We start from the raw sequence: 12,663 nt of genomic DNA on the forward strand, positions 1-12,663 counted from the left end.
TCGCGGCTGGCTGGAGATCTCTTGCATCAACGGGTTGGGATATCAGGATCTCACGACTGTCCACCACTTTGCACTACGTATTAAAATAAAGCCCTCGTGGTAGAGGGCAGATAGGATTAATTATTATTTTCTCCTAATTTAACTATGGCCGTATTATCGGAAATGAACAGGGAGTAGTCCTTGTTAGAAGATACGGGCTTAACGCCATTGTTAATCATGGCGGAAAGCTTATTCATGTTATTCTGCTCATCACCATAACCATGCAGCGTTTGTGGGAACCCTTTGTTAATGAGCTGGAAAGAAGCCAGGAACTCTGAGGCTGGGCTGAGGAAATAGCCTATCAATGGCTTGTTTTCCGTCAATAGTTTTGCTCTCTCATCAATGTTGACTTGACCGAGCGTTCCGACGGTTTCGATATTTTTATAGCTCGCCAGATCGCGCCCGATCATGTTGAAAACAAAATCCTCATATTCGCGCTGTGACTTGATGGCACTGCTTAACTGAGCGCTAAAAGCAAGCACCGTTATTACTGGGATGAGAGAGAGGTATTTTAATTTAGGTGAAAAATACACGATAGGAATGGCAACCAAAACCAGGAGTACAGAAAATGAAACCAATGTTCTGGGAAAAATCGGGGCATCCTGAAGTAATAAGGTTGGTCCCATTAGTGATACCAAGAATACAAATATTGAAAGTAATCCGTAAAAAATAAATGGCAATATTGTATATTTATAATGGCGGTTTGAAACTAACATGAAGATCAAGCCGATCACGGATGGAACCAAAAAATAAATATATACAGGCCCATAAAAATATGAAAGGAACAAAGCTTTTAACGCGTGCGCTGTCGTTGCCAGATGTTCTAGCCCCTCGGCACTTGGTGAAATTATCTCTGAGCGTGAATTATTTCCTGAAGCAAAAAACAACATGTAGATTACGTAGATCGTAATAAATAAAACTGCTTTATTTAATATTAGCTTTATTGTGTCGATGGTTTTGAAATGGTTCTTGACTGCAAGAATCATAATGTCTACAGCAAGTAATCCAATAAAAATATTTGCACATGGCTGATATAGGGTCAAAGATAATACGCCAGTGAGCAGTTTTACTGAAATTTCTCTGACGAGGTTGCTACCCTTATGCGTGTAAGCCATAACCGCAAGGAAAAAAGCTATAGACATACCTAAGGAGTCGTACCTGTAGGCGATATTTTGTAACATGAAAGGATTAAAAATCAAAAGGGCCGCAACTAACGTGCAAGAAGGAACGTTTAATTTTGACAAATATTTGCTAAGTAATAGAGATGCCCCACCTAGAAATAAACCTGCTGCAATCATGGTATAGGGGAATAAATCAAGATTATAGTGGCCGCTGGCAGATAAAATTTTCATCAGAATATCGGCGACAGGGCGACCCAGACCTCGCCAACCATACTGACCGGTGATGGCTCTATCAAGATCATCCCGGTAGAAAACACCGGCTTGGATCAAAGGGTAAATGAATAGCAGAGCCAAGCCTGAGTACAGGGCCAATGTTTTTTTGTCATTCTTGCAGATCATGTAAAATTCCGTCTCACTTTTTCACTATATAACGTGGTCTACATTTTGTTTCAATGTAGATCCTGCCGATATATTCACCCAGGACACCAATGCCAATAAGTTGTACGCCACCAAGAAAGAGAATGGATACGATGATAGAGGGATAGCCTGCTACAGGGTTTCCCCAAATGATTTTATCTAAAATCATCCATGTACCATATAAGAAGGAGAGGGACGCAACGAAAAAACCAAGGTAAGCCCATATTCTGAGCGGAAATGTTGAAAAACTGGTGATTCCCTCAATGGCCAGATTCCAAAGCTTCCAGCCATTGAATTTGCTTGTGCCGGCGACACGTTCGGCTCTGCTATATTCTACAACATCCATTTTACCTCCGACCCAACTTAAAATCCCTTTCATAAATAAATTGCGTTCTGGAAGTTGTTTTATGTTGTCTACCACCTCGCGAGACATCAGCCTAAAATCACCGACATTTTCCTCTATCGCAGGCTTGCTGATTTTATTATGGATTCTATAAAACCACTCCGCGCTTTTACGCTTCATTCTGCCATCGCAGGTCCTGTCAATGCGCTTGGCTAAAACTACCTCAGCCCCATTTTTCCACCGTTGAATCAACCGTGGAATGACCTCTATGGGATCTTGCAAGTCAACGTCTATCGGAATGATGACATCTCCGGTGGATGACTCCAGTCCGGCGAACAGGGCAGGCTCTTTACCAAAGTTTCTGGTGAAGTTTATAGGCTTAACATGGCTATCTGCCAAAGACAATGCAGAGATAATGCTTTCTGTTTTATCTGAACTGCCGTCATTGACGAAAATTATCTCAATATCATAATCCGCAAATGGCTTATATTCGCGCACGGACTTATAGAAAACAGGGATTGCTTCCTCTTCATTAAATACGGGAACTACCAAGGAAACTCTCATTAATCATCCTTGAATACAAAAAATTTAGAGTAAATGAAACCGCAAATCAGACTTACCGCCGAGAAAGTCACTAGTGTAACAATGGGTTTTACATCCATTTTGTCTGCCAGCCAGCCGACCAAGAATGCCATGCCACCCATAAACAACACATACACCACGTAGCGGATTGCGGTCGCTTCTGATTTGAACGTCCACCTGGCGTTTACAAAGAACGAAAGGGTTACTGCGATGCAGAAGGCAACAAGGTTAGAGAGTGATTGCGAGGCACCGCCAAGTAGCATGAGCGCAAAAACGGCCCAGTGAGCACCGGTGTTCATCACACCGACTGATGCATAACGTAAAAAGGTATTCAATGCGCAAAATTCTTAAAATTTGATTTGCTGTATTTTGCCATCGCGTCATGGCGATGGCAAAGCTTTCTAGATCATGGACATGACAGCATTGGGTATTGATGCCTAATGCGCGGCTTTTTTCAGATGCCATTTTCGCGCGTTTACGGGGCAGTACGGCCACAGAATACCCTACCGCCCGTTTTTGTGCGTCAATCGGTGGGCTTGTTTTCTGACAGCCAGGTTTTTACGTCCTTTACCTCAATCTGATGACGGGCATTGTAAGTTTCGGTTTTTGGCCATGCCACGCCCTCCGCTCTGGCAAACGCCAGTCGGTAAGCGGCGCAAAGATCGTCCGGTGACTTTATTGCCGCTGCCTCAAGAGAGTCCTTGTCGCTTATTTCAAGTGAAAAGGGGGTTTTATCATGTTGGCCAAGCAATTCGGTCAGTTGCCGATAGGTGACGGTGTCACCTGCGAGATAAAGCACCTCATTTTCAATCACGGGGGAATGGAAAAAAATCATCGCCGTCAGCCTGCCGATATCCTCCGCGGTGGTGAGGGTGAGTGCATAGTTTGCGTCGCCCAAGGCATTCACTTTATGTCCTGGAAAATCGACCACGCCAAAACTTTGTTCAAACAGAAAGCTGGTGAACATGCCGGTCGAGACAATCACCCACTTAGTCATCTGTTGACCGCGTAACAGCTGTCGTACGGCCAATTGTTCATCCCAGACGAGCTGGCCACTGCCCATGCCAATACGGTCATAGTCGACGCCAAACTGCCAGGGGAAATAGCGTGCGGTACCTGCCAGCAAGACTGCACGCGTTATTTTGAGTTGTGTTCCCAGCCCGCCGACAAAGCCGCTACAGTTGACGACGGCATCGTAAGGGGCAAAAATCTGCGCCAGAGCCTCCGTCGTCAGGCTATTGAAATCTCCGGCAAGCGTGCCGACTCCCCAGTCCGTCAGTTTTTTCAGCCGGTTCGTTGGCGCCGGTTTGGCATTGCCGACCAGAGATGAGGCGCGTAATAAAACGGTCAGACGGATATCCGGGTTCGCTTTGCGCTGTTTAATGAAACCCTCGATCACCGCCATTCCCAACTCACCGGCGCCCAGGATCAGAATGTTGCGGCATTGACTCATCACGTTATTGTGCATACTTTTCCCCTTTTGTTGTCCTTAATCCTGAACGCTCAGAACAGGGATAACAATCAGGCACACTGTTGATACCGGGATGCGCAATGACCTTAGATGAAGAACAAGTAAAGACATTCTCGGCCATTTGCGAGGCGCTCAGTGACGAATCGGACACGCTAAAAAGAGAGATTCTGACGCATACCGGTAATCGCTGGTCGCTGGGGGTGATCTATATCCTGGGAACGCAGGGCACGCTCAGGCATGCCGAACTGGCTAAAGCTCTGCCCGGCGTCACGCAGCGAATGCTGACCAGAACCTTGCGTCAACTCGAGCGAGATGGCCTTATCGAGCGCTATGATCATCAGCTGAAAAAGCCCCATCCTCGTGTGGATTACAGCTTGACCGAGTTGGGAAAAGGAATGCTGCTTAACATGCTGCCGCTATGGCACTGGATTATTGAAAACCAAGCCGGTTTTCAGCACTCGCGCCAGGCTTATGCTAACGGAGAAAATCCCCGCTAACGGGGATGTTCGCTAGCGGGTTGGAGCATAGATTAATTTTACGCCTCTCGTACTGAGGTGTGGACGCTTAGCGGATAGCCAGCTTCGCGCAGTGCCGTGAGGGCATCCGGACGACTCTTTAGTTTTGCTGTGTAGCCTGGCTCCTGTTGTTTTCCAGCTTGGCCGGATGGGATTCGCCCCCCATAGGTGCCTGAAAACGCTTGAGACGGAGTGCGTTGCCGAGCACGAAGACGCTGGAGAGTGCCATCGCCGCAGCGGCGAAGATCGGTGAAAGCAAGGTGCCGTTTATCGGGTAAAGCATGCCCGCTGCAACCGGGATCAGCACCGCGTTGTAGGCAAAGGCCCAGAACAGGTTTTGCTTGATGTTGCGGATCGTTGCCTGGCTGAGCGCGATGGCATTTGCCACGCCACGCAGGTCCCCGGACATCAGCACCACGTCAGCCGCCTCGATCGCCACATCGGTGCCCGTCCCTATTGCCAGTCCAACATCGGCTTCGGCCAGTGCCGGGGCGTCGTTGATACCGTCCCCCACGAACGCGACCCGCGCACCCTGGCTACAGAACTGCTTCAGCGCCGCTACTTTACCGTCGGGCAATACCTCAGCCGCGACTTCATCGATGCCGAGCTGCCGGGCGATTGCCGACGCCGTTGCTGCATTATCACCGGTGATCATCGCGACCTTGAGCCCCAATGCGTGTAGCGCCTTGATCGCCTCTGGCGTGGTGTCCTTAATCGGGTCGGCAACGGCGATCACCGCGGCCAAACGACCGTCTATCGCGGCGTAAAGCGGGCTCTTGCCTTGCTCACCGAGACGCTGCGCGGTTGGCAGGAAGCTGGTCACATCAAGGCCGAGCTGCGTCATGAAGCGGTCGGCCCCAACGGAGACGGTTCGGCCGCTGACCTTGGCCGAGACGCCGAAGCCGGGCGTGGCATCGAAGGCTTCACTAGCAGCGATCTCGATGTCGCGCTGTTTTGCGGCGGCGACGATGGCTTCGGCGATGGGGTGCTCGGAGCGAGTTTCCACGGCGGCAACCAACGCCAGAACCTCGTCATAGTCGAAGCCCTCGGCGGGCACCAGATCGGTCAGCTCTGGGCGTCCTTTGGTCAGCGTACCGGTTTTGTCCAGCGCGATAACGCTGACATCTCGCAGTGCCTGCAAGGCTTCCCCTTTACGGAACAGCACCCCAAGCTCGGCGGCGCGACCGGTGCCGACCATTATCGAGGTCGGTGTCGCCAGCCCCATGGCGCACGGGCAGGCGATAATAAGCACGGCGACCGCATTCACCAGCGCGAAGGTCAGCGCCGGCGTTGGCCCGAACAGCAGCCAGATCAGGAAGGTCAGCGCCGCCGCCGCCATCACCGCCGGGACGAACCACAAAGTCACTTTATCAACCAAGGCCTGGATCGGCAGTTTCGACCCCTGGGCTTCCTCGACCAAACGGATAATCTGCGCGAGTACCGTATTTGCACCGACTTTGGTGACGCGGAAGCTGAATGCCCCGGTTTTGTTGATGGTACCGCCGACCACTTCGGCACCTATACCTTTCGACACTGGCACCGGTTCGCCGGTGATCATGCTTTCATCCACATAAGAGGCCCCCTCGACGACCTGGCCGTCCACCGGGATCTTCTCGCCAGGACGAACGAACACGACGTCACCGGTGGTCACCTGATCGAGCGGGATTTCCAGGGTTTCGCCGTTACGCTCGACGCGCGCCGTTTTGGCCTGCAGCCCAACCAACCGTTTTATCGCCTGAGAGGTTCGCCCCTTGGCGCGAGCCTCCAGCGTGCGTCCCAGCAGGATCAAGGTAACGATCACCGCGGCCGCTTCGAAATAGATGTTGGCGGTACCTTGCGGCAGCACTTCGGGAATGAAAGTGGCTACCACCGAATAACCATAAGCCGCCGCGGTACCGACGGAAACCAGCGAGTTCATGTCAGGGGTGCCACGCAGCAAAGCCGGAACGCCCTTGCGGAAGAAGCGCAGACCTGGCCCAAACAGCACCAGCGTGGTGAGCGCGAACTGCAGATAACCATTTCGCTGTTCACCCAGAACCCCCAATACCCAATGGTGCATTGCAGGGATCAGATGTGAACCCATCTCAAGGACGAAGACTGGCAAGGTGAGCAGGGCGGCAATCAGTAAAGAGCGACGCAGCCCACGCGCTTCGCTTTCGCGTCGTTCATTGTCCCGATCGCCCGCACTGGTCGTTGCTGCGGACAAACGGCGGGCCTTATAACCGGCTTGTTCTACGGCGGTTTCAAGCATGGCCGTGGTGACGATCCCGGTGCTATGACGCACCCGGGCACGTTCGGTCGCCAGGTTGACATTCGCTTCGATCACGCCCGGAATTTGCCTGAGCGCTTTCTCAACCCGACCGACACAGGATGCGCAAGTCATCTCTTCGATGCCGAGTTCGGTGGTCTCTTCACGAACGGCATAACCGGCGCTTTCGATGGCGCGAACGGCCGCCTGTGGATCGGCCTGGCTGCTGAAGGTGATATCGGCGCGTTCGGTGGCCAGATTGACCGCGGCCGTCTGGACGCCGGGAACCGCTTTAAGCGCACGTTCGACGCGCCCAACGCAGGAAGCACAGGTCATGCCTTCGACCGGCAGGCTAAGATGTGTGGCAGACGAAGTTGAATTGGAACCTTGTTGCACAGAGACGGAAGTCATTGAACTACCCCTTTGCTGTTTCGGATATCGAAAAGCTTAAAGCTTCCCTCTGTGGGAAGGTCAAGGTCTGTGAGGGATTTGTTTTACGAGGCTCGGGTTCGGCATTCTTTCTGGTATGGCGCGAAGAAAACAATGCAGCGACAAAAAGAAGGGAAAGCGGGGCGCGAACCGGTCGCGCCCCGTGGGGTTTACTCGGCGGAGGAGGTTTCCCCCTTGCCGGCCAGCAGGCTGAGGAAGTCGTACTTCTCCTTCAGCTCTTTCTCTGCGGCCTGATACAGCGCGCTGGCGACTTCCGGCTGCTGTGAGTTCAGGCGGCGGAAGCGCTGTTCTTTCAGCAACGTATCGGTCAGATTGCTGTTTGGTGGCCGGGAATCCAGCGCCAGCGCCGGTTTACCCTCATCGGCACGGCGTGGATCGAAGCGGTACAGCGGCCAGAATCCGGTCGCGGTCAACTGCTTCATCTGGTCGTGACTGAGTGCCAGATCGTAACCGTGTTCTTCACAGGGGCTATAGGCAATGATCAGTGACGGGCCCGGATAGGCTTCGGCTTCCTGAATGGCTTTCACCGTCTGATTAAGCTGCGCGCCCAGCGAGATTTGCGCCACGTAAACGTGGCCGTACATCATCATGCTGACGCCCAGATCCTTACGTGCCTTGCGCTTGCCGTGTTCGCCGAACTTGGTCACCGCGCCCAGCGGAGTGGCCTTGGACTGCTGGCCGCCGGTGTTGGAGTAACACTGAGTGTCCAACACCAGCACGTTGACGTTTTCGGTCAGACTGAGAACATGATCCAACCCGCCGAACCCGATATCGTAAGCCCAACCGTCGCCACCAATCAGCCAGATGGATTTATCCACCAGGTAATCGGCATCGGTCGCTAACTGACGTGCGTCGTGGCCTTCAATCTGCGCCAGCAGGCCGCGCAGTTCCTTAATCTGCTGGCGACGCGGCTCCGGTGCGATGTCGGTCATCTGCAGAGCTTTGACCAACTGGGCCGGTAGCTGCGGCGCCAGGGTGTTCAGCAAACGCAGTACGCGGCTGCGGTGCTGATCGACCGTCAAGCGGAAGCCCAGACCGAACTCCGCATTGTCCTCGAACAGCGAGTTGGCCCAGGCTGGACCGCGGCCTTCGGCATTGGTGGTATAAGGCGTAGTCGGCAGATTGCCGCCGTAAATGGACGAACAGCCGGTGGCGTTGGCAATTAGCAACCGATCGCCATAAAGCTGGGTCAGCAGCTTGATGTACGGCGTTTCGCCACAGCCGGAACAGGCGCCGGAGTATTCGAACAGCGGCGAAATCAACTGCGAGGTACGGATGTCGATCCGTTCGATCTGCGAGGGATCAATTTCCGGCAACTGCAGGAAGAAGTCGTAATGTGCTTTTTCTTCGGTCAGGTGCTCAAGGCGCGATGCCATGTTAATCGCCTTGATGTCTGGGTTCTGGCGATCTTTTGCCGGGCAGACTTCAACGCATAAATTACAGCCGGTACAGTCTTCCGGCGCGACTTGCAGCACGTATTTCTGGCCGCGCATGTCGCGCGCTTTCACATCCAGTGATTGCAGCGAGGCAGGGGCGTGTTCCATGGCCTGCGGCTGAACCACTTTGGCACGGATGGCGGAGTGCGGGCAGGCGGCAACGCAGTGGTTGCATTGGGTGCACAGATCCGGCTGCCAAATGGGGATGTCCTCGGCGATATTGCGTTTTTCCCACTGGGTGGTGCCTACCGGCCAGGTACCGTCCGGCGGGAAGGCTGACACCGGCAACGCATCTCCCAGTCCTGCCAGCATCGCGGCGGTGACGGTTTTGACAAAGTCAGGCGCCGCATCCGAGACAATCGGCGGTCGCATTGGGCTACTTTCGTTAACCGGCTGCAGGGGGATTTCAATCAGCGCGTCAAGCGTGGCGGCCAGCGCCTGCCAGTTGCGCTCAACAATATCCTGGCCTTTGTTGCTGTAGCTGCGTTCTATAGCATCCCGCAATTGCTGGAGTGCCACGTCGCCCGGCAGAATTTGGGTCAGATGGAAAAACGCCATCTGCATCACGGTGTTGATACGCGCACCGAGTCGGCATTCACGCGCCAGTTTCGCCGCGTTGATGATATAAAAACGCGCCTGACGTTGCTGCAATACGGCTTGCACTTCCTGCGGCAGCCGCGACCAGGCCTCTTCGGCACCATAGGGGGTATTGAGCAGGAAAATGCCGCCGGGTTTAAGGCGCTCCGCCATCTGGTAAGTATCGATAAACTGCAGTTGGTGGCAGCCGACAAAGTCGGCGCGACTGACCAGATAGGCCGAGTTGATGGGCTGTTTGCTGACGCGCAGGTGGGATACCGTCAGGCCTCCGGCCTTTTTCGAGTCATAAACGAAATAGCCCTGGGCATACATTGCCGTACTGTTGCCGATGATTTTGATGTTGTTCTTGGTGGCGGAAACGGAGCCGTCACTGCCAAGACCGTAGAACAACGCCTCCAGCGACGCGCGCTGCGGCAGGGTTTCTTCACTGAGCGGCAGGGAAAGACCGGTCACATCGTCGAAAATACCGACGGTAAAGCGCGGACGCGGGCGATCCAGAGCCAGTTCGTTAAACACGGCCAACGCGCAGTCAGGGCCAAACTCTTTCGAGGAGAGCCCATAACGGCCACCGATCACCATCGGCATATGGGCGCGTTCACCCCGGCTGAACGCTTCAGCCAATGCGGTCATCACGTCCAGATACAGGGGCTCCGCCAGCGCTCCGGGCTCTTTGGTGCGATCCAGTACGGCGATTTTCTTCGCGCTTTCCGGCAACACGCTGAGCAGGTGTTGCGCAGAAAACGGCCGAAACAGCCGCACTTTCAGCACGCCGACTTTTTCACCACGGGTCAGCAGGGCGTCGATTGCTTCTTCGCAGGTGCCGATGGCGGATCCCATCAGGATCACTACGCGTTCGGCCTGCGGATGGCCGTAATATTCGAAAGGCTGATACCCGCGGCCGGTGATCTCGGCAAACTTGTTCATCGCGTCGATCACATGCTGGCAGGTCGCGTTGTACCAGGGGTTGGTGGCTTCGCGCGATTGGAAATAGGTGTCCGGGTTGGCGGAGGTGCCCCGCACCACGGGATGATCCGGCGACAATGCGCGGCTGCGGTGCGCATCAATCGCGTCCTGAGGCAGCATCTGGCGCAGGGTATCGTCGCTCAGCGGCACGATTTTGTTGATTTCATGCGACGTGCGGAAACCATCAAAAAAGTGAATAAACGGCAGGCGACTGTTGAGACTGGCCGTTTGGGAAATCAGCGCAAAATCCTGCGCCTCCTGCACGTTACTGGCGCACAGCATGGCGCATCCTGTTTGGCGTACGGCCATCACGTCGGAATGGTCGCCAAAAATCGACAGCGCATGGGTAGCGATGGTGCGCGCAGCGACATGCAGCACAAACGGCGTCAGCTCACCGGCCAGTTTGTACAACGTCGGGATCATCAGCAGCAGGCCCTGCGATGAGGTAAACGAGGTCGACAGCGCACCGGTTTGCAATGCGCCGTGTACCGTGGCGATCGCACCGCCTTCCGACTGCATTTCCACCACTCGCGGCACGTCGCCCCAGATATTCTGACGGCCGTCGCCGGACCAGGCATCCGCCTGTTCCGCCATGGTCGAACTGGGGGTGATTGGGTAGATGGCAATCACTTCGCTGGCGCGATAGGCGACGGAAGCGACTGCATTATTACCATCTGTAGTAATCATCAACTTTACCTTTCATTGCTCAAAAAGCTGCGAAAGTCACCTCTCGCAGTAATTAACAAAGTCTAGCAGAGGGATATATTGGCCCTTTATCGCGTTTGTGTGGCGGATGATAAATCGACAAAAAACGCGACGAGGGGATATTTCACGACTTTTAATGGCCTTGAAGAAAAATTGTCATCGTTGTTTAACGACAATTTATTTCCGGCGCGTCATACTGGTGAACAGGTGAACTTACAGAAGAAAAAACGATGAGCGGATTTATGTATTTGACCATGGCGATAGTCGCGGAAGTGATCGCCACCACCATGCTGAAAGCCTCTGAGGGTTTCACTCGCTTGTGGCCGTCGCTGGTGGTGGTGGTCGGCTATGGCGTGGCTTTCTGGGGGCTGTCGATGGTGGTGAAAACCATGCCGCTGGGCATTGTTTACGCCATCTGGTCGGGCATGGGCATTGTTCTGGTGTCAATTGCCGCGGTATTTGTTTATCAACAAAAGCTGGATTGGCCAGCCGTACTGGGGATGGGATTAATTATTGCCGGCGTATTGGTGATTAATTTACTGTCGAAAACCGCAGCGCACTGATCCTTATTTAAACCGAATCAATCGCCAGCGCGACATTCAGTGGTGCTGGCGAAAAATCTTATTAATAAATAACAGAAAATAATAGATTACCCTCAGATTAAGATCTTCCCTTCAATGGCCAGAAATGCGCCATTTTGACACCGTCTTTTTGTGCCGCTCGGCATGCCTCAAATCGTCAGTCTCTCCTAAAATGCCGCTTTGCCCCTGCTGTGGCTGCCTCTTGCTCAGGTCGGGCGAGGGATACTCGATGTTTGCTCAGCGGACAGAGCGGAAAAATCCGGTAACCATAATAATTTCGTCGCTGTTCAAATAAACGGCAAATAATTGCAGGAACATATTTCCATTATTAATATATCAGGCTAGATTAAACAGGTTTGCATCAAAGATAACCTAACGTGTCCGCAATAAAGTGATGCGAGTTATCGGCAATGGCGATTTTACACAGCGTAGTTTCGGGTTCAGGAGTGGATTAATGACAATATTAAAAGGGTTGCTGGCCGGCACCGTACTGCTTTTGGCCGCCTGCAGCAGCAACAACGAAGAACCAGTCCAGCAGGCTAACAGCGCAAGAATCAATAGCTTACAGACCAGTGCGAACTGTGCCATCGTTGGCGGCGTCACTACCGTGACCCACAATTTAAACGGCGAGGCGATCAGAATGTGCCAGATGCCCAATGGCAAACAGTGCGAAGAATCGACGCTGGGCCGGGGAGCCTGCGCGAGCGCCGGCTAACGGAGAACAACACCAGGCCGCTGGGCAGCCTGGTGCACAGGGATCACTGCACCCAATCGCGCAGTGTATAAACCAGGGTATGGTCGCCGCCGCTCAGCGTTAATTGCTGAGCGCTGAGGGTGACTTTTGCCCCTTTGCCCAGCACGTCGCCGATCACCCGATCCCACTGATTGAGTTGCGGGTCGGCGCACAGCATGCGTGTTGAGGCCAGACCTTTTACCGTCAGCACGCCGTCCTGCAATTGGCCACTGCCGAAGAAACGGTTACACATGGCACCGGAAACGTGCAGGGTCTCACCGAACTCTATATTGGATCCGTTGCCGCGGCCCGGCTTTACCGCTACACCGTCGACGCTTTGCAAAATAAAGTTATGATGCAACAGGTCGCTTTCCGTCACCTTCTTCCCGTTTTGACTCATTTCACACCCGGCTAACAGCAGCGGTATTAACGCCGCCAACATGAACTTTTTCATCGGCCCTC

At 53.5% G+C, this 12,663-nt stretch carries 10 protein-coding genes; 3 read left to right on the plus strand and 7 right to left on the minus strand.

The window, feature by feature from the left end:
• Window positions 1-116 precede the first annotated feature (116 nt).
• The 4 genes from H5P17_RS11730 to H5P17_RS11745 all read right to left on the minus strand — a co-directional run bounded on the left by H5P17_RS11730 (window position 117) and on the right by H5P17_RS11745 (window position 3,970).
• Window positions 117-1,559, minus strand: coding sequence for a glucosyltransferase domain-containing protein (locus tag H5P17_RS11730; RefSeq protein ID WP_182823041.1), 1,443 nt, complete (start codon window positions 1,557-1,559; stop codon window positions 117-119).
• A 13-nt stretch (window positions 1,560-1,572) separates the two neighbouring features.
• Window positions 1,573-2,484 carry a glycosyltransferase family 2 protein gene (locus H5P17_RS11735; protein ID WP_182823043.1) on the minus strand — a complete coding sequence of 304 codons (912 nt, stop codon included), beginning with the start codon at window positions 2,482-2,484 and terminating at the stop codon, window positions 1,573-1,575.
• Window positions 2,484-2,837 (minus strand): GtrA family protein, encoded by a 354-nt coding sequence (locus tag H5P17_RS11740; RefSeq protein ID WP_071827033.1) that lies wholly within the window; start codon window positions 2,835-2,837, stop codon window positions 2,484-2,486. Before H5P17_RS11740 ends, H5P17_RS11735 begins: the two co-directional genes overlap by 1 nt.
• Window positions 2,838-3,025: 188 nt before the next feature.
• Window positions 3,026-3,970, minus strand: coding sequence for an aromatic alcohol reductase (locus tag H5P17_RS11745; protein ID WP_182823045.1), 945 nt, complete (start codon window positions 3,968-3,970; stop codon window positions 3,026-3,028).
• Between the two features lie 83 nt (window positions 3,971-4,053).
• Between H5P17_RS11745 and H5P17_RS11750 the strand changes: the two genes are divergently transcribed.
• Window positions 4,054-4,470, plus strand: a complete 417-nt coding sequence (locus H5P17_RS11750) for a helix-turn-helix domain-containing protein (protein ID WP_182823047.1) — start codon at window positions 4,054-4,056, stop codon at window positions 4,468-4,470.
• 118 nt (window positions 4,471-4,588) lie between these two features.
• Here H5P17_RS11750 and H5P17_RS11755 read toward each other — a convergent pair whose 3' ends face one another.
• Entirely contained in the window at window positions 4,589-7,147 is a 2,559-nt protein-coding gene (locus tag H5P17_RS11755; protein ID WP_182823049.1) for a heavy metal translocating P-type ATPase, read from the minus strand.
• Between the two features lie 188 nt (window positions 7,148-7,335).
• On the minus strand, window positions 7,336-10,869 hold the full coding sequence (nifJ, locus tag H5P17_RS11760) for a pyruvate:ferredoxin (flavodoxin) oxidoreductase (RefSeq protein WP_182823051.1): 3,534 nt from the start codon (window positions 10,867-10,869) through the stop codon (window positions 7,336-7,338).
• Between the two features lie 248 nt (window positions 10,870-11,117).
• Here nifJ and H5P17_RS11765 point away from each other — a divergent pair, with 248 nt between their 5' ends.
• Together H5P17_RS11765 and H5P17_RS11770 are read left to right on the plus strand one after the other, a co-directional pair.
• Window positions 11,118-11,450, plus strand: a complete 333-nt coding sequence (locus H5P17_RS11765) for an SMR family transporter (RefSeq protein WP_044551516.1) — start codon at window positions 11,118-11,120, stop codon at window positions 11,448-11,450.
• A gap of 472 nt (window positions 11,451-11,922) precedes the next feature.
• The gene (locus tag H5P17_RS11770; RefSeq protein ID WP_182823052.1) at window positions 11,923-12,183 is read left to right on the plus strand and encodes a DUF333 domain-containing protein; all 261 of its coding nucleotides are present in this window, start codon (window positions 11,923-11,925) and stop codon (window positions 12,181-12,183) included.
• A 43-nt stretch (window positions 12,184-12,226) separates the two neighbouring features.
• Here the strand turns inward: H5P17_RS11770 and hslJ are convergent, their stop codons facing one another.
• Entirely contained in the window at window positions 12,227-12,655 is a 429-nt protein-coding gene (gene hslJ, locus H5P17_RS11775) for a heat shock protein HslJ (protein ID WP_182823054.1), read from the minus strand.
• Between the last annotated feature and the right edge of the window lie 8 nt (window positions 12,656-12,663).

Source organism: Serratia sp. OS31 (genome assembly GCF_014164835.1).
Classification (GTDB): Bacteria; Pseudomonadota; Gammaproteobacteria; order Enterobacterales; family Enterobacteriaceae; genus Serratia; species Serratia liquefaciens_A.